Origin of the sequence: Paenibacillus sp. FSL H7-0703 (assembly GCF_038003485.1) — a bacterium.
Classification (GTDB): domain Bacteria; phylum Bacillota; class Bacilli; order Paenibacillales; family Paenibacillaceae; genus Paenibacillus; species Paenibacillus polymyxa_B.
The window spans coordinates 501,982-526,268 of record NZ_JBBOPF010000001.1 but is presented as its reverse complement, the minus strand read 5'-3'; the positions used below and the strand labels follow the sequence as shown (position 1 = coordinate 526,268).

The window sequence follows — 24,287 nt, the reverse complement described above, 5'->3', positions numbered from 1 at the left end:
AAAGATTCAATCTAAGTAAGTAGAAAGGTGGACAATACATGAAACTTCAAACGAATCGGCTCCTATTAAAAACACTTGATCTTAATTTAATCGAAGCAGCAGCCCAACGTGATATAGGTGCTATTGAAGCTTTGGGTTATAAAACCAGTGATGAATGGCCGGGTCCTGATTTCTTTGAAGCTTTACCTTATTTTCGAGAACTTTTGGTAAAAAATAATGGCACTAGAGGTTTTGATTCTTGGATCATTGTGGAGAAGGATACCCAAGAAATTGTTGGAGGGATTGGTTTTTTAGGAGATCCTGATCAGAACGGTAAGATTGAGATCGGTTTTGCAACGAATGAAAGTCATCGCCGCAAAGGCTATTGCTATGAAGCCGCTCAAAAATTAATAGAGTGGTCCTTAAATCATGAAGAAGTCGAAATCGTAACGGCAAGATGCGTACCTGACAATAACAGCTCTAAGAATTTGTTATTGAAGTTAGGATTTCAAATTGATCACAAAGATGAAGAATTTCTTTATTGGAAATATCAAATGAAGAAAGTAGGAGGGGGTCAGCAGAAATGATCCGTCGAGATCTAGATAACGTAGATTTCATAAGAGCAAATTTAATGGGGCCTAGTTCGATTATCATGCTCGAGGAGCTATCGAAAAATTTGATTCTGCAGAAAGGAATGCGAGTGTTGAATTTGGGCTGTGGGACCGGACTTACTTCTATCTATCTGGCGCAAAAGTTTGACATAACCATATTTGCTGTCGATTTATGGATTAGTGCAACTGAAAACTATAGAAGATTCAGAGAGTTTGGTTTGGAAAGCCAAATTATCCCCATCCATGCAGATGCCTGCCACTTGCCTTTTGCGGAACAATACTTCGATGCAGTTATAAGCGTAGATGCGTATCAATATTTTGGAGCGAATGAGCTTCCCAGTCCTATGGGGTGGAATTCGCTAAACTAACTAAAAACGATAGTTCAACGCTACCAAAAACAGCCGAGCGCTCGGCTGTTTTTTAACTAACGGGCAGATTACACTAATGCAGATTCCTCATCGCATGAAGCGGTTAATCGATGCTAGGATCGAACTTACAGGCTTAGGTCAAAAGAGTAAAAAGCCAGAACGGCCTATGAAGGCCTCCACAAGCTTCCTCAATTCCCGACGGGTCTACCCGAATATGGAGAGGCTTTAGAACTTGTATCCATAACATTTTTAAACACAGATTGTCGATATTCCAAAATACTGTTTAACAGTGCTTTTTTCTCTCTAATATCATCATTTTCTTTTGAAATGCCGATATAAAATTGAGTCTATAGAACTATTTTATACATAAATTTTACCTAAAGGAAGTGGAAAGAGATGTTGAAAAAGAAATGGCTTATCACCCCGTTGGTTGCGACGACACTGTTTTTCGGTCAATCTGCATTCGCGGCAAACACGTTTCCTGATGTGGAAGGAACAAAATATGAATGGGCTGCCGAATCGATTCGTTCCATGGTTGACAAGGGCGTTGTCAAGGGCTATGCAGATGGGACCTTCAAGCCAAGCAAAACCATAACGAAAGCGGAATTTGTACATATGTTTCATAAGCTTTTTCCAGAAATCGATCATTCTTCCGGCGAACCTTCCGACTTTGTGGATGCGCGTAAACACTGGGCGAATAAAGATTTTGCAGCAATATTCAACGGGGACTACGTCTGGCCGTATGCTGAAAGTGTGGGCGGAAAATATCCAAACTATCAATTCTATGTCAAACCTGACAAATCATTGACCCGCTGGGATGTGATGATGATCGCCTCTCTTCGGACGGATTATACCAATCAGACGCTTCATCCTGAGATTGAGGAAGTGATTTCCGCAGCTGCGCAGTACAAGGATATGAAAGTTCGTCAGGCCAATTATAATGACAATTTCTCGGCCTACTATCCGGTGCTGTACATCGACAAGACTGGAGAAGAGTACAACTATGATGGAGATTCCCAGGATCAAAAGGCAGAAGCATTCTACACCCTAACCAAGATGGGAGTCCTTACTGCTAATGAAGGATACCTTCACCCAAAAGCGCTAGTCACACGGGCTGAAGCTGTTACCATTTTACAGCGTTTGTACGAAGCTACAACGAAGTCAGTGGAGGATCGACACTAGCCGCTTGCACATTGTAGCCATTAAGGAAACTGCATAAGAGATAAATCGCTTTGCATTTTTCTACTTATTTAGTTACGTATCTATGACGACGCCTAACCGTCGATTACTGTCGAATGAAACAATGTATAAAAGTCGCCAAATTGGCGGCTTTTTTGTTTTAACGATAGATGCCAGTCAATAGTTTAGAATATGAAATTTTCATGTAAATTCATTAAAAAGCTGAAAACAATTCCTTTTTTTAAACAAAAGAGGGGATTGTTTTTGTTTATAAAATATATGTATTATATATCACTGTACTTTAATTCATTTTAATGTTTATAATAAATTAATAGCCTTAATCTATGTTTTACTACATCATCTATGATGCTGAAGTTTCTAAGTATCGAGCCTGAACTTCCAGCACTCTCCATTTTTTTACACTTCCAAGTCTACTTACACACTTTTTATTTCTAACTACATCATGAAACTCAAAAACGATTTACTTTAACATGTCGATTACTGTTTGTTTGTGGCAAGACATTTTGTTGTTTTTGCTGTATCTATTTTAAATACATAGGAATGTGAACATCTGGATCCCATAAAACATTTGTTTTACCGCTTTTTTTATGGTGAGGAAAGGGGTTGGACATGAATCGCATGACTTTGCTTTTTTCGGGACAAGGATCTCAGTATGTCGGGATGGGAGCGGCATGGCATGACGGTTTTTCAGAGGCAGGTCACATTTTTGAAGAGGCTGCTGATATTTTGGGGTATGATTTGAAAACTTTATGTATGGAAGGACCCATCTCTCAATTATCGAGAACATCCTACACCCAGCCGGCACTTCTCACGATCAGTGTCATCGCATTCAGACGTTACATGCACGATGTTGGGATTATTCCTGAATTTTCGGCAGGACATAGTTTGGGTGAGTACTCTGCATTGGTAAGCAGCGGAGTCTTGTCGTTTGGCGATGCTTTGCGGGTGGTGCAAGAACGAGGACGCTTTATGGAAGAAGCCTCAGAGGCCAGAGTGGGTTGCATGGTTGCTGTTCGTGGGGCTGATTTAAATCTGCTAGAAGAGCTGTGCGATCATTATGCCGTAACCAGTCAGCCTATTACCATCGCATGTTATAACTCTTCCTATCAATACGTCGTTTCTGGTCATCATGTCTCTGTTGCTGCGGTGGCGGGACAATTAGAGCAACGCGGGTTCCAAATTACCCGTTTGCAGGTAAGCGGCCCTTTTCACAGCCCGCTTATGCAGCATGCTGCTGACCGATTAGCATTGGAACTGCAAAAATATACGTTTCATGAACCACTGTGGCCTGTCATTTCTAATGTTACAGCACTGCCATATACGGATGCCAACAGCATTCGTCAAGGTTTGCATTTGCAAATGATCCGTCCAGTGCGGTGGATACAAACGATGCAGTATATGGAGAAACATGGGGTGAAGCAGGGGATTGAATTAGGACCGCGAACGGTGCTGAAAAACTTGGCAAAGGAAACAAACATCGCTTTTGAGGTGCTTTCCTTGGACAGAGACTTGGATCGGATTGAACTGGAACGTCGTTTTTCGATCCGTGATTGGTTGGTCAAACCGCTGGCGGTGGCGATGTCTACACCCAATGCCAATTGGAATGAGGATGAGTATCATAAGGGGGTTATTTTACCTATTCGCAGGTTGGAAGAGTTACTCAAAAGCATAGAATCGGACAACTCTTCTTCTGCTTATGAACTAAGACGCGAAGCGCTGGAGTGTATTCGCCTGATATTGCAAACCAAACAAGTATCTGCAGGAGAGCAGGAGGAAGTTTTAGACCTTTTGAGGAGGGATCAGGATGGAACAGTTTCAAACTTTAATTGAAATCATTCAGGACCGAGCCAGTAGAGCTGAAAATGGGATTATTTTCATTTCAGGTGATACACAGGAGGAGTATGTAAGCTACAGTCAGCTTCTGGAGCAAGCACTGCAGGTGCTTCATCAATTGCAGGAAAAAGGAGTACAGCCTGGTAATAAGCTAATTATGCAAATTGAAGACAATCATACCTTTGTGAATGTGTTTTGGGGCTGTCTGCTCGGAGGAATCGTCCCCGTACCTGTAAGTATCGGGAATAATGATGAACATAAAATGAAGCTGTTTAAAATCTGGAGTACCCTTACTTGCCCTTACATGATTGCGGATCATAAAGTACTAGAGCAGCTAGAAAAGTATTCTCACCAGCATGAGATGCTGGATTTCTTTGATTCTGTAAAAAAAGCGACCTTTTCTAGTCATGATTTTGATTATTCCGATCAGAACAAAGGGACCATACATGAATCCAGACCGGAGGATTTGGCGTTTATTCAATTTTCCTCTGGTTCGACAGGTGATCCTAAGGGAGTCATGCTGACGCATGAGAATCTCGTATACAATATTCGGGATATCGCCAGTCAAACGGGAATGACTTCAAGTGATGCGTATCTGGGCTGGATGCCACTCACACATGATTTGGGGTTGATCGCTTTTCATTTAACTTGTGTCATCGCCCATGCCAAGCAACTCATTATGCCAACAGCTCTTTTTATAAGACGTCCTTCATTATGGCTAAAAAAGGTGTCGGAGCATAAGGTGACTCAAATCTGTTCTCCTAACTTCGGCTATAAATTTTTCCTTGATCAATATAAATCTAAAACAGCGGATAACTGGGATTTGTCAAGTGTTCGTATGATTTTAAATGGGGCTGAGCCCATATCGGTGGAGCTTTGCCATGTATTTATGGAAGCCATGAGTGTACATGGATTAAATAAAAATATCATGTATCCTGTATACGGCTTGGCAGAGGCAAGCGTAGGTGTCTCCACTCCACCTTTGGATAAAAATAATTTTGTTACCATTCATTTAAATCGGCAGCAGCTGCATGTAGGTGAACCTATAGAAGAAGTAGATTCATCCGATAAGCGTTGTCTTACGTTTGCGGATTTGGGCTACCCCATGGCCAGCACCTCCGTTCGTATTTGTGATGAGCAAAATCAGGTGCTAAAAGATGATGTAATCGGATACACTCAAATTCGCGGCAAAAATGTGACTGCGGGGTACTATAACAATCCCGAGGCTACCGCAAAGGTCAAGACAGAGGATGGCTGGCTCATTACCGGAGACTTGGGTTTTATGAGAAACGGACGACTGGTGATTACAGGTAGAGCCAAGGATATTATTTTCGTGAACGGCCAGAACGTTTATCCGCATGATATCGAAAGGATTGCAGAGGAACTGGACGGGGTGGATCTGGGGAAAGTAGCTGTCTGCGGTGTACATGATGCACAAACTCGACAGGATCGTATTGTTGTTTTTGTGATGCACACGAAAAAAATAGAGTTATTTTTGCCAACAGTTCAAAGGCTGAAAAGCCATTTGAACTATCGGGGAGGATGGCATATTCAAGATGTAGTTCCAATCCGCCGTATTCCCAAAACTACTAGTGGAAAGGTTCAGCGCTACAAGCTAGCTCAGAGCTACGAGAAGGGAGAATTTGATGCAGTATTGGCATCCCTGGCGGAGGCCACTCAAATTACACAGGTAGCGAACCATGCCCCTATTCATCAAGGTGAGATCGAGCAAAAACTGATTGGGATTTGCCAAGCTATTTTAAATGTACAGTCAATTGGAACGGAAGACAGCTACTTTGATATCGGCGTAACTTCCTTACAACTCGTTCAGATCGTGGACCAATTAGAGGAACAACTCGGGATTCATATTGAGGTAACGGACTTCTTCTCTTATCCGACTATCGCCAAGCTAGCTGGATATATATCCAGTCAGAATTTAGGTCATAAGGTGATTACAGCACCGCAACTGGAATCCAAAGAGGAGGTAGAGGACTTGGATATTGCTATCATTGGCATGTCCGGTAAGTTTCCTCATGCGGATACACTGGAGCAGTTTTGGGCGAATGTAGCTTCCGGTACAGACCATATCAGTCCATATAGCGACGAAAGAAAAAAGGATGCCGAAGCTTTTATTTCCCGTCTGAATATGGAAGGGAGAAACATGCAAATCGCCGAAGGTGGCTATCTGGATGAAGTGGACAAATTTGACTACACCTTCTTCAAGCTAACTCCACGGGAAGCTTCTCTGATGGACCCGAATCAACGTTTATTTCTGCAAACTGCTTGGAGCACGATTGAGGATGCAGGCTATGGAGGAAAACAGCTGTCGGGGAAAAAGGTAGGAGTGTATGTTGGATTCTCCAAAACCAGCTTTGAATATGAACGATTGTTGTCCGAAGTGGAGCCAGGGGCGCTTCCAAACTTTGGCATAGGCAATCTTCCGTCCGTTATCTCCAGTCGGATTGCGTATTTGCTTGATTTAAAAGGCCCGGCACTGACCATTGATACGGCATGCTCCTCGTCACTCGTGGCGGTACATCTGGCGTGTAAGTCGATTTTGAATGGAGACTGCGAGATGGCTTTGGCCGGTGGAGTGAAGACCATTTTGCTGCCGTTGAAAGCTGGCATTGGCATGGAATCCTCCGATGACCGGGCACGAGCATTCGACGATCAGTCGGACGGCACTGGCTGGGGCGAAGGCGTTGGAGCCGTTCTCTTAAAGCCGCTTCGTCAAGCGGAAAAAGACGGAGATCACATTCTGGGTGTGATCAAAGGAAGCGCGATTAATCAGGACGGCAGTACGATTGGAATTTCCGCGCCCAATGCGCTGGCTCAATCAGAAGTCATTTCGCAGGCGTGGCGTGATGCACGGATCGATCCCGAGACGGTAAGCTATATTGAAGCCCATGGTACTGGCACCAAGCTGGGTGACCCCGTTGAAATTAAGGGCATTACCCAAGCATTCCGCAAATTTACACAGCGCAAGCAGTTTGTGGCGATAAGCACGGTCAAAACGAATATTGGGCATTTATACGAAGCTGCTGGGATTGCGGGATTGATCAAATGCGTGCTGTCAATGAAACATCAGCAAATTGCACCGCTCGTTCATTTTCGCACACCCAACCGGAACATCCATTTTGAAGAATCTCCGGTGTATGCCAACACTAGACTGAGGGAATGGAAGACAGACGGATTCCCGAGAAGATGCGGGGTGAGTTCCTTTGGCTTCAGCGGGACAAACTGTCACGTGGTGCTGGAAGAATATATAGCGAAAAAGGGTGCGGACCAAGAAACCACCGACCGAAAAAATGGATCATCGCCATTGCTGCTGACACTATCGGCGCGAACTGAAGGAGCTTTAAGCGAGTTGATTGCACGGTACGTGGATCGCTTTGAACGTGAGAAAGAATTGCCGATGGAGGATGTATGCTATACGGCTAACACAGGCAGAAGTCACTTAACATATCGAGTGGCTGTGATAGCCGAAGGAGCGGAGGCCCTGAAAGCGAAATTACATCAGCTTCATGAGCAGGGCAAGGCCATTGAAGGTGTATACATTGGGAAAGTAGATAGTAATGTTGGTACAGAAACAGCCGTCGGAAGCTCAGACACTTTGCAAGCACTGGAGCAAGTAGCAGTGAAGTACGTACAGGGGGCACAGATAGACTGGGACACGCTATACGCAGGTCACCCGTACAAAAGGATTTCGCTGCCTACGTATCCGTTTGAAAGGAAAAGGTGCTGGATTCATGTTCCAGAACAGGTTCGAGCGGAGCAGACTGCACCCGTTTATAAAAATACAATAGTAAGGGAGTCTGAAATTATGGAGAATGAGTATTCGACGTCAGCGTCGTTTACGGAAAAGCATAAATATTCCATTCAACAAAAGCTAGCGAAAATGATCGGTAATGTGTCACAACTTAGTCTTGAGGAACTGGAACCGCGAACACATTTTCTAGAACTAGGGCTGGACTCCATTAATTTGTCCCAGGTCCGCCACAGCATCAAGGATACATTCGACCTGGATGTCCCAATGAATGAATTTTTTGAATCGCTGACCACGCTCGAATTGTTGACTAGCTACGTTGCAGATCAGGTGAGTTCCGTTTCTGACGAGGCAGCAGTTGGTGCTCTGGAAAGCCAACCGGAAATACCCCTTAATCGGGTAGATGCTACTACAGTATCAACCTGGACAGGGCAGGATTCCAGCGCAATTGGTACATCGACTCATGGAATAGTTACGTCCGGGCAAGAGCCATTTCAAAGCACAACAGTTATAGCGACTTCTGCTGGTATCGAGCAGATTTTGCAGCAGCAGCTGCACGTGATGTCACAGCAGCTTGATGTGCTCCGAACTCAACCGACTCCTCCGACATCCGTTTCTCAATCATTTCAACCGGAAAGGGGTTTGTCGTCAGCAAATAGAGGAAGCGCAGAGATCATTGAAACCAAACAGGAAGTCGCAACTGCATTAGCTACTGTTTCACCGGTACTAGCTGTTCCGAAGAAGGCAGGCCATGAAGCAAAACCGTTTACGCCTTATAAAAAGCTGGAGGTCAAAGCCCATGAATTGCTTTCACAACGACAAGAACAACATCTGCAAGAGCTGATTGAGCGCTATACTGCTCGGACGCGAAGCACCAAGCAGTACACTCAGCAGTATCGGTCTGTCTACGCGAATAACCGTAATGTAGCTGGCTTCCGGCCTATTTTAAAGGAAATGGTCTATCAAATTGTATCTCAACGTGCAGACGGGTCCAAAATTTGGGATTTGGATGGGAATGAATATGTAGATTTGACCATGGGCTTTGGTGTTAATCTGTTTGGACACAATCCAGCCTTTATCCGTGAAAAAATTGAGGCAGAGCTAAAGAACGGCATGTGTGTCGGACCTATGTCCAACATGGCAGGACAAGTCGCCGAGAAGATTTGCAAGCTGACCGGTGTAGAACGGATCGCTTTGTACAATTCCGGCACTGAGGCGGTTATGGTTGCTCTTCGTTTGGCGCGTGCTGCCACCGGGCGAGCCAAAGTAGCCATTTTTGCCGGCTCCTATCACGGTACATTCGATGGGGTGCTTGCGTTGGGTAGCGCTGGCAACAATAAGGAGCATTCTACACCTCTTGCGCCTGGCATTTTGCAGCACATGGTGGACGATATCGTTGTACTTAACTATGGAACGGATGAATCGCTGGATTATATACGCACACATGGGCAGGAGCTGGCTGCTGTGCTAGTGGAACCAGTGCAAAGCCGTCGTCCCGATTTTCAGCCGAAGGCCTTTTTGCAGGAGGTTCGTCAAATCACGGAGCAATCCGGTACAGCTTTTATTTTTGATGAAGTGATTACAGGCTTCCGAATTCAACCGGGAGGCGCTCAAGCGTGGTTTGGTGTACAGGCTGACCTTGTGACCTACGGTAAAATTATTGGCGGCGGGATGCCGATCGGTATCGTAGCAGGGAAAGCCGCCTTTATGGATGGGATTGACGGTGGCACCTGGAGCTTCGGAGATGATTCGTATCCTCAGAATGAGCATCGGCGAACCTTTGTAGCCGGTACGTTCTGTCATCACCCGCTGGCGATGGCGGCATCCCTAGCAGTGTTGGATTATTTGGAAAGCCACGGCGAACAGCTGCAAAATCAGTTGAACAGCCGTACTTCGGCGTTGGCAGCAGAGTTAAATAGTTACTTTACCCATGAGCAGATACCCATGAAGATTGTTCACTTTGGTTCACTATTTCGCTTCGTACTCAAGGGTGATCTGGAGCTTTTCTTCTATCACATGCTGGAAAAGGGTATTTACATCTGGGAAGGGCGGAACTGCTTCTTGTCGACCGCTCATACGGAGGAAGATATTGCGCGGATCATACAAGCTGTCAAGGACAGTGTAGATGAGCTGCGTAAAGGGGGCTTCTTGCCTGATCTGACCCCGATCGGGAAAGGCCCAGGTCCAGGTAAGCGAAGTGTGTCTATAGCTGACCCTTCAGAAGTATCGACAGTGGATGTGGATGAAACGGTCATTCCACTAACCCCGGATCAAAGGCAGTTCTGGTTCGCTTAATGTCAAGAAACGAAATGACTTCTTAACATGCGAACGTATATTAATGTAAGACGTTAAGTGAATTGGCCAATCCCGTATTATTTTGCCGAAAAATTGAGTAAAGTGTACTTCGACGTCTTTACGCTCCAAATTTGGTAAAATGTCAGGTTCTATTCTTAGGACTTGGCATTTTTAGTAGTGTGGGCATCAGTTATGAAAGAGTCGGTCGGAGAGGAAATCGCAATTGGGCCGTGAGGCTGCGCTGAATCGACAGGAGTCAACAAAGGTCATATTTTGTAAGTGGTTGTAATCGCTCGTAAAGGGCAGAGCAACCATATTAAAGCTTTTGAGTCTTTAATTTGAGATTTAAGTGTCATAAATTTTAAAGTTTATGAGGACTCATGTCAGCGGGTAAAAGAAAAGATTTGAGTTTTTAAGAATCAATACTGGAAAAAAACTATATCCTGCATAATAAGTTGAATTAAAGAATTTAGCCATTAATGGTTTAATAAAACAAATTAGATCCTCGCTTTACCAGATGGATAATTATATTTTATTAGTATAAGGATGGTTTCCTTATACAGTGGACCGTTCATAATTACCTTCCTATGAGAACTTTATCTCTACCCCTAGCTAGGTTATATCGTGCTTTTTAGGCTAGCGTCACAGCTGGAAAGGATAAAATTATTCCTTGAATACCCCACAGTAAAGGAGTCTGAAAAGATGGTGAATGAGTATTTCTCGACGGAATCTGCTTCCAATCCGCAAAAATCTACGATTGCTAATAAACTGTCAAAAATAATCGAAAGTGTATCCCAACTCAGTCCAGACGAATTAGAGCCGCAAAAACATTTTTTAGAACTGGGTTTAGACTCTATTCTTCTATCTCAGGTTAGACACAGCATTAAAAGTACGTTTGGCTTGGATATCCCGATGAACGAGTTTTTTGAATCACTGACTACGCTGGAGTTGCTGACAAACTATATTGCTGATAGGGTAACCTCGACCTCTGAAGAATTGTTCCAGAATTCGGAGGAGCATCAGCTGGGTGCGTCGTCTAGTATCACTTCTTCGGTACCTTCCGTTTTGTCGGGCTGGAGTCAAAAATCTACTATCCCTATAGAAGGCCCCGCACCACAAGAAAGCAAGCTATCAAATAAGGATGTATTTGCGGGGAGAGAACGAATTTTAGAAATGCAACTTCAACTCATGTCGCAGCAGATGGAAATACTGTGTCAATCTCGGCTTGCACCAGTGGCAATGCTTGAATCGCTTTCACTACAAACTGCTGTCGAGCCTCAGACATCCGCGATGAAGGAGGTAGCTGCCACAGTTACTTCTGTTTTCCCCGTACAGGCTTCCATGTCAGCTGTTTTGCCAGACAGAAAAAAACCGAAAGCATTTGTTCCTTATCAAAAAATAAATGTACAGGCCCATAATTCACTTTCACTTAGGCAGGAAAAGCATCTGCAAAAGCTGATTGAACATTACACGATGCGCACACGAAAGACCAAAGAGTATACTCAGCAATACAGGTCTGTATACGCCAATAACCGGAATGTGGCCGGATTTAGGCTTGCTCTCAAGGAAATGGTGTATCAGATTATATCCCAACGTGCAGAGGGTTCTAAAATTTGGGATTTGGATGGTAATGAATATATTGATTTGACGATGGGGTTTGGGGTCAATTTGTTTGGTCACAACCCATCCTTTATCCGTGAATCGATAGAGAAGGAAATACATAACGGGATGTGCCTTGGACCGATGTCTAATATGGCCGGGCAGATTGCCGAAAAAATTTGCAAAATGACAGGCATGGAACGAATTGCGCTATATAACTCGGGGACAGAGGCGATCATGGTGGCTCTTCGGTTAGCACGGGCTGCCACCGAGCGCGATAAAGTGGTGATTTTTTCTGGTTCCTATCACGGTACCTTTGATGGAATATTGGCATTGGGGGGAGCAACGGATGACAGGGAACAACATTCCACTCCTCTGGCACCTGGTATACTACAGCATATGGTGGACGATGTCGTTGTGCTCAGCTATGGAACGGACGAGTCACTCCAATATATCCGCTCCCATGCCCATGAACTGGCTGCTGTTCTCATAGAACCAGTGCAGAGTCGGCGCCCTGATTTCCAGCCTGCAGCTTTTCTGAAGGAAGTACGCCAGATTACGGAACAATCCGGGACCGCGTTCATTTTTGATGAGGTAATTACGGGCTTCCGTATTCAGCCGGGGGGTGCGCAGGCGTGGTACGGCATTGAAGCCGACCTTGTAACTTACGGTAAAATCATTGGCGGCGGTCTTCCGATCGGTATCGTGGCAGGGAAAGCATCGTTCATGGATGGAATTGATGGAGGAATGTGGAGCTTCGGAGATGACTCTTATCCACAGCGTGAGCAACAGCGAACGTTTGTAGCGGGAACTTTTTGCCATCACCCCCTGGCTATGGCAGCTTCGCTGGCCGTACTAGAGCGGTTGGAGAAGGACAGGGGGCAACTGCATAACGAGCTGAATAGTCGTACGAAGGCGCTCGCAGCAGAACTGAACCACTATTTTACGGAGGAACAGATACCTATAAAGGTCGTTTACTTCGGTTCCTTGTTCCGCTTCGTCCTTAAAGGTGACTTGGAACTATTCTTCTATCACATGCTGGATAAAGGAATTTATATATGGGAAGGCCGTAACTGTTTTTTGTCAACGGCTCATACTTCGGAAGATATGGAGCGAATTGTACAGGCAATTAAAGAGAGCGTTAATGAGCTGCGCAAAGGAGGATTTCTGCCGGATCTGCACCCTCATGAAAGCGATCTAAACAAGGCTTTTTTTCCTGAAACTGCAACTGCAGACCTTAAGGAATCGACGATTAAGCTGACTCCGGATCAGAAGCAGTTATGGTTCGCCTCAGTCTCGGATTCAAAGGGGTCGGAGTCGCTTCATGAGACTGTTTTACTGCGTTTCCGGGGCCCGCTACATGTTAAGGAATTTAATGAGGCTGTCCATCACATCGTTGAGCGCCACGAAGCCTTACGCACCTTTATGGGGGAGGACGGAGAAACGCAGATCATCGCCCGGGCAATGACTGTCAGCATTCCGCTACATGATATCAGCAGTCTTTCTGGAGAGGAGCAGAAACACGATATCCGTACTTGGATGGAGAAGGACAGGGAGACCGTATTCCCAATAAGTGCGGGGGAACCTTTATTCCGTATCCAGCTTTTAAAAACGTCGAATGAGAAGCACATCGCTGCATTTACATTTCATCATCTGATTGCAGATGGCTGGTCCATCGGTGTATTTTTCCATGAACTGGAACAACTTTATTCCGCTTGTGTACGGGGCGAACGCTGCACGCTTCCCGATCCTGTTCCGTTCCGAGTTTTCGCAGCATGGCAGCAAAACCAGTTAGAGGCAGGTGGAGCAGCTGCCCTTGCTTTTTGGTCGGATGTACTTGCGAAGCCATTGCCAGTTCTTGACTTGCCGTCTCTCCAACGCAACATCAGCTCTCCCTCTTCGCGCGGAGCACGGCACACCATTGTGGTGGATGCGCCTCTGGTGAAGCAACTGAAATCAGTCAGTATTCGGCTTGGCAACAGCTTGTTTGTGACTTTATTGTCTGCTTTTCAGCTTTTCTTGCACAGACTGACAGGCCAAAATCAAATAATAGTAGGTATTCCAACCGCAGGGCAATCTCATATGGGTGTGTCCCCGCTAATTGGCCACTGCGTTAACTTACTTCCAGTGATTTGTGAGGTAGACTCTGGAGCAACGTTCACGGAATTCACGCAGACGGTCAAGCGAGTAATGCATACGCTGGATGCTTATCAGAAATACAGCTTTGCCGGACTTGCCCAGCTAGGATTAAGCCATTTGCCCATTCTTAAGGTGTTGTTCAATATGGATAGGCCCATTCCGGAGTTTCACTATTACGGACTGGAAACAGAATTGTTGGAACATGAAATATTGTCCTGTCAGTATGAGTTGTTCCTGAATGTTACGGAGTCTGGTCAGCAATTGCGGCTTGATTTTGACTATGCTGCAAGTCTTTTTCAACAAGACACTATAGAGGTATGGGCGCAGTACTTTTTACATCTGCTAAGCTCGATTGTGCAGGAAGACGGAATGCGTGTATCTGCGCTGTCTTTGCTTCGAAGTACGCAAAGGGAGCGGCTTCTGGAAGTGTGGGCGACACACTCGGATTCTAAAGGGAATTATCCTTGTGTCTTGGATAAATATAAACATCCGTCTCCTACGGGTACCATCGGACAAGTATATTTGGCCACATCCGCTGGTTTACTGGGAACGACGCTGGAATGGGCTTATGTCGAGGTTGGAGGGAGAATTCGACATATTGGTGCAGTTAACCAAGATGTTCTTATTCGCGGGCATCAAGTGAATCTTGAGCAGATAGAGAAACATCTTTTGCGAGCACTGGATTTGGATGCCTGTGTTTTGACGGCACGGAAAGACGGCGAGAGCAGTAACTCATCGTATCTAGTGGCTTATATAGTGGACAATAATTCTAATTCGTGGGATATAGCGAAGCTGAAAGAGAGTGTAAGCTCAATACTTCCTGATTATGGGCAACCTCGCTTTTGGGTTTTGATGGATAGCATCCCTCTTTTGGCTGATGGGAAGCCGGATTTTCAATCATTACCGAAACCAGAAGATATCAGGATAGAGGACTCGCAGAAGCAGGTTTCTGACGGTAATATGATTGAGGACAAACTTATATCCATATGTAAGGAAGTTTTGAATGTATCTAATATCGGATACAACGATAATTTTTTTCAAATGGGTGGAGACTCCTTAAAAGCGACTGTTATTCTAAGCAGAATTAACAAGGAATTCGAAGTATATATTCCGCTGGTACAAATTTTACATTTGCAAACGATTGCACAACTGGCGGCACATGTACAAGGAGGACAAAAGCGAAAGTTTGAGCCGCTTGTTCCGGCAGATTTACATCCCTTTTATCCGGTATCTCCCGCTCAAAAAAGAATGTATGTGCTGGATCAACTGGGTGGAGGTGCAGCGTATCATGTATCGGGTCAACTGCATATAGAGGGAGAGTTACACGTTTCCAGGTTCATTGATGCAGTGAAGGAGGTTTTTTCACGGCATGAATCCTTTCGGACGTATTTTGAGTTAGTAGACGGGGAAACCGTGCAGAAGGTACAGGATATGCTTTCACTGGACATTCCTGTTACTCCAATTTCCGAAGAGGATGCTAATCACGCCCATGAACTGTTTATTCAGCCTTTTGACCTGAGTAAAGCTCCTTTAATTCGTGCTGAGCTGTTCGCAATCCATCGTGACCAGTTTATGTTGCTGATCGATATGCACCATATCATTTCAGACGGCTTCTCGATGGCAGTATTAATGGATGAGATCAGCACGCGGTATCAGGGTATGCCGCTTGCCCCCATTGACGTGCACTACAAAGACTATGTCGTTTGGCAAAAACAACATTATGCCGGAAACAGCCAAGTAAAGGATGAAGCATTTTGGTTAGACACGTTGCACGGCGAGCTCCCTGTATTGGACCTGCCAACTGACTTTGCTCGTCCGCCAAGTCAGAGCTTCGCAGGGGACAGCCTTACCGTCATTGTGCAATCCAAGCTAACGGATAGACTTAATCAATTGGCAAGAGACACGGGAGCAACGCTCTTTATGGTGCTCTTGGCAGCTTATAATGTGCTGTTAAGCAAATACTCCGGGCAAGAGGACATCCTCGTAGGTACGCCGGCAGCGGGTAGAGGGCATGCGGATACGGAAGCGATGATCGGCATGTTTGTGAATACTTTAGTTCTCCGTAATCGACCGCTAGCGTCCCAGCCATTCAGTGCTTTCCTGGAGGACGTCAAACATAACACTCTGCTTGCGTTGGAGCACCAGGATTATCCATTTGAACAACTGGTCGACAAACTGGATCGAGTACGCGATGTAAGCCGCAATCCCATCTTTGATACGATGTTCAGTCTGCAAAATAAGGGAACAGAGGTCATTGAATTCGAGGGACTTCGTTTGCAACCGAATGAGTTTAATGCAGGTGTATCGAAGTTCGATCTTTCATTACATGTAACGGAAACTCAAGACCATTTAACTTTCACCTGGGAGTATTCGACCAGCCTGTTTAAGTTGGAGACGATTGAGCGATTTGCCCTCCATTATATAAAAGTGTTGGAAATCGCAACTCAAGATGTCGGAATTCGCTTGGCTGACATGGATATGCTGACAGAAGAAGATAAGCACTTATTACTATATGAGTTCAACAACACCTCTGCCTATTTTCCGCGGGATGCAACGATTCATGGAAGGTTTGAGCAGCAGGTTAGCAGGACTCCAGATGACATGGCAATCATATTTGGAGATAAGTGTATGACTTACCAAGAGTTGAATGAGCTGGCGAATCGTTTAGCGCGAACGCTGCGGGCGGAAGGAGTGGGACCGGATCAGCCGGTGGGGATTATCGCTCAGCGTTCACCTGAGATGATGATTGGCATCTATGCAATTCTAAAAGCGGGTGGAGCTTATGTACCCATTGACCCGGGATACCCACAAGAAAGAATTCAATATATGCTTGAAGATTCAAGAACACAACTGGTGCTGACACAACCACAGTTTGCAGAACAGCTGAAGCAATATGCGGACTGCAAGGTAATGGTGCTGGATTATGCTTCCACGATCATGGCTTTGCAAGCGTCCAGGTCGACGGAGCCTATGACCGACTGCATGAGTAGCTGGCATGAAGATGCCTCCAACCTTGCGCCTCTAGCAGAACCAAACCATGCGGCCTATATCATCTATACTTCCGGTTCCACAGGGAAACCGAAAGGGGTTATTGTTGAGCACCGCTCCGTCGTGAATCGGCTCTGCTGGATGCACAATAGATATGGGCTGAACGTAGAAGATACGATTTTGCAAAAAACTGCCTTTACTTTTGACGTATCCGTATGGGAGTTGTTCTGGTGGTCGATGGTGGGCTCTAAAGTAAGCTTGTTGCCAATCGGCGGAGAAAAGTCTCCCGAACAGATCCTGAACACGATTAATGAAGACAAGGTAAGCACCCTTCATTTTGTACCCGCGATGCTACATATTTTTCTGGAATATCTGGAGCAGCAACCAAGGGAAGTCGTGCAAGCCAAATTGAAAACGCTAAAGCATGTATTTGCCAGCGGCGAAGCATTGCCTCCTCAGCAGGTGGCGCGTTTCTATCGAATTATGTCAGGGATTGGAAGCGCAAAACTAATTAACTTGTATGGTCCAACAGAAGCTACTGTAGACGTTTCATTCTTTGAATGCGAGCCTGTGGAAGAGCACTCGGTGATCCCGATCGGTAAACCGATTGATAATATTCATTTGTATGTTGTACAGGAAGGCACGGAGCGATTGCAACCGATTGGAGCGGTGGGAGAACTTTGTATCAGTGGTATAGGAGTAGCCCGGGGCTATCTTAATCGACCGGAATTGACAAAGGAGAAGTTCGCTACCAATCCGTTTAATAGCGGAGCGGAGGGTTATGAGCGGATGTACCGCACAGGAGATTTGGCTCGTTCGATGCCTGACGGCAACATTGAATATCTGGGGCGGATCGATCAACAGGTTAAAGTAAGAGGATATCGCATTGAACTGGGTGAGATTGAAGCGCAGTTGCTGTCCGTAGACGGAATCCAGTCAGCAGTGGTCGTAGCGCGGGAAAACAAAGACGGCTACAAGGATTTGTGTGCATACTTTGTGGCTTCTGAGCCATTAAGTCCGCTGGACGTGCAAAATGCGCTCAAGCAGAAGCTGCCGTTTTATATGATTCCAGCATATGTGGTGCCTCTGCAGCAGCTTCCTCTTACGGCTAATGGAAAAACTGATCGAAAGGCTTTACCTGAGCCGGACCGTCATGACTCTTTAGAAACGGATTATGTTGCTCCAAGAACTGATGTGGAAAGGGCGCTGGTCGTGGTATGGCAAGACGTTTTGGGATGTGATCATATAGGCGTTCGAGATCATTTTTTTCTACTTGGCGGCGATTCTATTAAGGCCGTTCAGGTGGCCTCACGTCTCCGTCAGCATGGCTATTCCCTTGACATTTCTCTTTTAATGGAGCACCCGTTCATTGAGGACCTTAGCAAGCTTGTGACAACTTTGTTCCGCTACACAGACCAGAATTCGATACATGGAGAGATTCCAATAACATCGATTCAGCGGCAGTTGAATGAACTGGGTACATTTTACACCTTGCGTACGACAACATCCATGCTATTTGCGGGTAACCCGGACTTCGATGAGGATCTGTTACGGTCTGTGCTGCAAACATTGACTACTCATCACGAGGGACTACGGCTTGGTCTGGCGGCGATCGATGAGCCGAATATCCTTATGTACCGAGATGAAAATGAAGAATTGTTCACACTTGATGTGTTCTCACTCTCAGATGATGCCTATGAAGCTAGCAAGCAATTACAGACCGAATGCTTCCGAATTCAAAACAGTTATGGAATGTTTGAGGGACCCAGAGTGCGCGCAGGCTTATTCCGGATGTCGGGCTCCGACCAGTTCTTCCTTTCTGTAGATCCGCTAGTGGCTGATCCCACATCTTGGCGTATCCTGCTTGAGGATTTCACAACTGCCTATGAACAAGCTCTTACCGGGGAACCGATAGTGCTTCCTGACAAAACAGATTCTTACCACTCCTGGATGCGGTGGCTAGAAGACTATGCAGACAGCAAAAAGCTGGCCAAAGAGAAACTCTACTGGCTGGATAAGGTTCATTTCAATGGCGAATTTATACCGAAGGACCATAAGATACCTGCACATTCAGAAACACTTCGTCCAGTAGAACATTGCATCATACAGCTTTCGGACGAGAAAACAAGCCAGCTGTTAACACGGGCTAACCAAACCTATAATACGGTGACCGCTGAGTTACTGCTTGCTGCATTGGGACTGACTATAGTGGAATGGTCTGGACAGTCTAAGATCGCTATTGGGTTTGAACATTATGATCGGGAGCAACAAACTGTGACTTTGGACAAACCGGACCTTTCAAGAACCGTAGGTCAATTCGGTTCCATATATCCGATTGTCCTGGATATGGAGCCTGGGAAAGACAGCTCTCTTTTGCTCAGAAACGTAAAGGAGACAGTCCGGCAAGTACCCAACCAGGGTTTAGGATATGGATTACTAAAATATGGCTCTGCAACCTCCGGTAAATCGGAACTTAATGCTAAGTATTACCCGGAAATTGGCTTCCGCTTGATTCATTCTGAATCGGTTAGTTCCTCTCACTTTCATACATCACCTATGGATGTTGAATTATGGTCCGACCAGAATTGTAGCGTTTCAGATTTAGCCTATCACCTCTATCTGGATGGGCGGCTGAAAGACGGTAAGCTTTCCATCTGCATGCTTTATAACCGTCAAGCGTATGAAGCAGATACCATCCGAATGCTTCTGTTGCGTTTTGAACATCATTTGTCGGGCATTATTCAGCATTGTCTGGACCAATCCGGACGGCAACTAACACCATCGGATGTGGGAGCACGTGGTTTGGATCTGGATGAGTTTGAAGACATGAAGCAGTTTTATGAGAATCTATAACGATTCGTACGAGGAGGATATCCATGATCAAAGGACTTGAAATTGAAAAAGTGGTCAACTTGACTCCCTTACAGGAAGGAATGCTCGTCCATGCACTGATGGAACCAGAATCACAGGCTTATTACGAGCAATTACGTATTTCTATTCGGGGAGATCTGGATTGGAATGCCCTGCAAAAAAGCTTTCAACTGTTGGTTCAGCGTCATGAAACGCTGCGCTCGAACATTTATCATAAATCCGCTTCTCGTTCGCGGCTGATTGTCTTTAAAAAGCGAAACACGGCGATTACTTACGAAAATATGACAGAGCTGACCGGAAAGGAGCAAGCCGACGCTATTCGTAGATTTATGGATGGGGACCGTAACACCCATTACGATTTGAGCAGGGATATGCTCATCCGGATGGCTGTACTTCAGACGGATAAAGATGCTTATACGTTGCTTTTAAGTTTTCACCATATTATTATGGACGGCTGGTGTCTTGGCATCATAATGGACGAGTTGTTAACGGCCTATGAGGCCTATCGTACAGGCCGTTCCGTTCAATTGCCTGAACCACGACCTTACACCGGGTATGCCGACTGGCTTGAAGAACAGGATCAGGAGGCGGCCAAGGACTACTGGAGTTCTGTATTACAAGGTTACGAACAAACGGCTGGACTTCCGATGCTAAAAACTCCAGCTACAACTCCTGAAAAAGGCGGCTATCTGCTGCAGGAATATAGAACGACGCTGACGGAAACAGAGACCAGCACTTTGCGTACGATTGCTGAATGCAATGGGGCCACGCTTAGCAGTCTTTTTCTGGCCGCCTGGGGAATTGTACTTGGTCGTTACAACGGAATCAAGGACGTAGTTTTTGGCACGGTGGTATCTGGCCGCCCGTCGGAATTGGATGAAGTAGAGCGAATTGTGGGATTGTTCATTAATACCATTCCATTACGAATTAGATTAAATGAAGAAAAGAGTTTTGTTGAATTATTGCGCGATGTCCAGAGAGCCTCTGTCCAAGGAAGGATGAACGGTTACTGTTCACTTGCTGAAATCCAGTCGCAATCTGCACTCAAGCAACGCTTGCTTGATCATATCGTTGTATTCGAGAACTATCCGTTGGAAAACATGATCGGGAGACGGGACTGGCAAGACAAACTCGGATTCATTATTGAAGACGCCCGGTTATTTGAAGAAATACCGTATGACTTTAACATTGAAGTTGAAGACAAGACGGCAATGAGTTTCATATTGTCCTATAACGGTAAGGTCTATAGCAGTGAAGCGATGAAGCATCTGGCCCATCATTTGAAGCATGTCTTCCTCCAAATTGCCAGCAATCCAGATGTTTGCCTTCGTGACGTTCGGCTGTTAACAACCGAAGAAGAGGCTAATATGACGAAAATATGGAGCGGACCCGTTGTCCAGTTTCCTGCACTTACTTTTCACGGGATATTCGAAGCGCAGACGGAGCGTACACCAGAACGAGCGGCCGTCATATATGAAGATACGATGCTCACTTACAGACAACTTAATGATAGGGCAGATGCTCTTGCCCATCTTTTGCAGAAGCGTGGAATTACACGGGAGAGTCTGGTCGCTGTCATGGTTGACAGGTCTGTTGAGATGATAGTGGCGGTGCTGGGAATTATGAAAGCAGGAGCTGCCTATGTGCCAGTAGATCCCGTGTATCCAGAAGAACGTATTGAATATATGCTGCGTGACTGCGGAACGACGATTGTGCTTACGCAATCTCACCTGACGGGCTGGCTGAAAACAATGGATTTCATGGGCGAGGTAGTTGATCTCGCTACCTTGCCACTCCAGCCCGAGATGGATTCGAACAAGCAGTATATCTCCACATATGAGCCCGGCTCTTTGGCGTATGTCATTTATACATCGGGTACCACAGGTAAGCCCAAGGGCGTTATGGTTGAACATCAACAATATGTCAACACTGCACTCGGCTACAGACAAAGCCAAGGATTCAAAAATTTCCCAGTTAAGTTACTGCAAATTGCCAGCATGTCGTTTGATGTGTTTGCATGCGATTTGGCCAAGGCATTTGTCAATGGAGGTACCTTAGTCATTTGTCCTGAAAACGTGAGAAATGATCCAGCTGCCCTGGCTACACTGTTGGAGCAGCAGAAGATTACTACGTTTGAGACGCCTCCTGTGCTTTTAGCTCTGCTATTGAATTACATCTATGAGCACGGTACAAATATCAGTTCACTAAAGCTGCTTACTACTGGAGCAGATAGCTTGGCTGTTGCAGATTACCGTAAGATGTTGACCCGTTTTGGCAGCAAGATGCGAATTATTAATACGTATGGAGTTACCGAAGCCGCAATCGAGTCTAGCTTTTATGAGAACGAGCTGGAAAAATTGCCGCTGTCCGGTATTGTGCCTATCGGCAGAGCTCTACCGAATCATAAGTTATACATTGTTGATGACAGGATGCGTCCGGTCCCTGTCGGTGTAACGGGCGAGCTGTGTATTGGTGGGGCTTCTGTAGCGCGGGGATATCTGAACAGACCGGAGCTTACAGCGGAGAAATTCGTGTCTGATCCTTTCTCGCCCGGTGGACGCTTGTATCGTACGGGGGATCTGGCACGCTGGCAGCCAGATGGGAATATAGATTTTATCGGGCGAGCTGACTACCAATATAAAATTCGCGGATACCGGATTGAGCCTGGAGAAATTGAATCTATTTTGCTCGAAACGGAAGGAGTACGCCATGCGGTTGTTGTTGATCGACTGGACACGGCGGGACAAAAGTACTTATGTGCCTATGTTGCAGGTGCAGCTGAGAAAGACATGCTGCGAGATAAACTGGCTCAGCAGTTACCAGTCTACATGGTTCCAGCCCAAATCATTGTATTGGAACAGTTGCCATTGACCCATAACGGGAAAATAGACCGATCCAATCTGCCCGAACCGGATGAAATAGCACTGTTGGATAGCGTGTATGAGGCACCACAGGATGAATTGGAAAAAACAATCGCTTTGATCTGGGAAGAAGTGATTGGCGTTAAACCAATTGGATTACACAACAACTTTTTCGAGCTTGGCGGAGACTCGATTAAAGCCTTGCAAATTGCAATACGCTTAAATGCCAAAGGCCTGAAAATGGAAGTAAAGGACTTATTCCGTTACCCTGAAATTCACTTGATAGCACCGTTTATAAAAAAAATCACCCGTATCATTCCCCAGGGGATTGTAGAGGGTGAGGTAGAATTGACACCCATTCAACTCGATTTTTTTCAGCATCATCGGAGAGATCGTCACCATTATAATCAGGCGGTCATGCTGCAAAATGATAGAGGATGGAATGAATTATGGCTGAAAAACGCTATGGACAAGCTGGTAGCCCATCACGATGCATTACGCATCATCTTTGTGGAAGAGGAAAAGGGAGCCTCCGCCTATAACAGGGGAGTGAACGAAGGTGAGTTCTTTACATTAACGAGCTATGATTTGACACAATCAAGCCAGCCTGAAGAAGAAATCCGACACATTGGCGATGAGCTGCAAAGCAGTTTGGATCTGCAACGAGGTCCTCTCATACGCTTGGCTTTATTCCATTTATCCGGTGAAGATCATCTGATGATCGTTATCCACCATCTTATTGTAGACGGTGTGTCTTGGAGAATTTTGCTGGAAGATTTGGGCACCGCCTATGATCAGGTAGCTCGGGGTGAGATGCCGAATCTGCCCGCCAAGACTGATGCTTACAAAGAGTGGGCTTCAGGACTGGCCACTTACGCCGAAAGTGTACAGGTACGCCAAGAAATCAGCTACTGGAACAATGTAGATTCACGCAGGATACGTCGGTTGCCAAGAGATCATGAAATCGCGGTTAGCCTGATGCAAGATCGACGCCAAGCGGAGGTGGTACTCAGCAGGGATGAGACGGAAAAGCTATTGAAGCATGTACATCATGCCTATCATACGGAAATGAATGATCTGTTGCTTACAGCCTTGGGCCTGGCTTTTTATGAATTGAGCGGTTACAACGAAATCCCGATTTTGCTGGAGGGACACGGCAGGGAGGAGATCATTAAAGATTTGGACATCTCTCGTACAGTCGGCTGGTTTACCTCCCTGTATCCCTTTGTAATCGAGGTCAACAGACCCGAGAACTTGGCCTATCAGATCAAAATGGTTAAAGATAAGCTGCGGCGGGTGCCTAATAAGGGCGTCGGTTATGGTATTTTACGTTATTTGACCAAGGACCAGACTAAAGCCGCTTCTCTAGTAGCTGCACCATTCCCGGAAATCAGCTTCAATTATTTGGGACAATTCGACGAAGAAAACAAGACAGACATGCCTTGGCGTATTTCCCGATTAGCAGACTTAGCCAATGGTGAGAGAAGCCCGCGTGCGGAAAAGACGAATACATTTGACATTAACGGCATGATCACGAACGGAATCCTTCGGTTTGAATTTGAATATAACGGGTTTGAATATGGTGTAGCGACGGTAGATCGATTAACGATCGGCTTTAAAAAACATCTATTGAATATTATCCATCATTGTTGCACTAAAGATCAGGCGGAGCGCAGCCCTACGGATTTTACATATAATCAATTGTCTATGGGGCAATTTGAACAAATATCAAGCCGATTATCGGATAAGTTGGGAAATCTGTTGAAATAAAGGATAT

General features: G+C 45.5%; 7 protein-coding genes. All 7 read left to right on the top strand.

The features are described from left to right. Window positions 1–38 precede the first annotated feature (38 nt). The 7 genes from MHB46_RS01905 to MHB46_RS01875 all read left to right on the top strand — a co-directional run bounded on the left by MHB46_RS01905 (window position 39) and on the right by MHB46_RS01875 (window position 24,280). Window positions 39–566, top strand: a complete 528-nt coding sequence (locus tag MHB46_RS01905; RefSeq protein ID WP_341161414.1) for a GNAT family N-acetyltransferase — start codon at window positions 39–41, stop codon at window positions 564–566. Beyond that, on the top strand, window positions 563–958 hold the full coding sequence (locus MHB46_RS01900) for an SAM-dependent methyltransferase (protein WP_238808385.1): 396 nt from the start codon (window positions 563–565) through the stop codon (window positions 956–958). The genes MHB46_RS01905 and MHB46_RS01900 overlap by 4 nt, the downstream gene beginning before the upstream one ends. A gap of 396 nt (window positions 959–1,354) precedes the next feature. Next, window positions 1,355–2,140 (top strand): S-layer homology domain-containing protein, encoded by a 786-nt coding sequence (locus MHB46_RS01895; RefSeq protein ID WP_341161413.1) that lies wholly within the window; start codon window positions 1,355–1,357, stop codon window positions 2,138–2,140. A gap of 627 nt (window positions 2,141–2,767) precedes the next feature. After that, complete coding sequence (gene fabD, locus MHB46_RS01890) at window positions 2,768–3,988, top strand: ACP S-malonyltransferase (RefSeq protein ID WP_341161412.1); 1,221 nt, start codon at window positions 2,768–2,770, stop codon at window positions 3,986–3,988. Beyond that, a complete protein-coding gene (locus MHB46_RS01885) occupies window positions 3,963–10,052 on the top strand; it encodes an aminotransferase class III-fold pyridoxal phosphate-dependent enzyme (protein ID WP_341161411.1) in 6,090 nt (2,029 codons plus the stop codon). The genes fabD and MHB46_RS01885 overlap by 26 nt, the downstream gene beginning before the upstream one ends. A 705-nt stretch (window positions 10,053–10,757) precedes the next feature. After that, entirely contained in the window at window positions 10,758–19,631 is an 8,874-nt protein-coding gene (locus tag MHB46_RS01880) for an amino acid adenylation domain-containing protein (protein WP_445667606.1), read from the top strand. Window positions 19,632–19,654: 23 nt separating this feature from the next. After that, window positions 19,655–24,280: an amino acid adenylation domain-containing protein gene (locus tag MHB46_RS01875; protein ID WP_341161409.1), complete on the top strand. Its 4,626-nt coding sequence runs from the start codon at window positions 19,655–19,657 to the stop codon at window positions 24,278–24,280. Window positions 24,281–24,287: the final 7 nt, after the last annotated feature.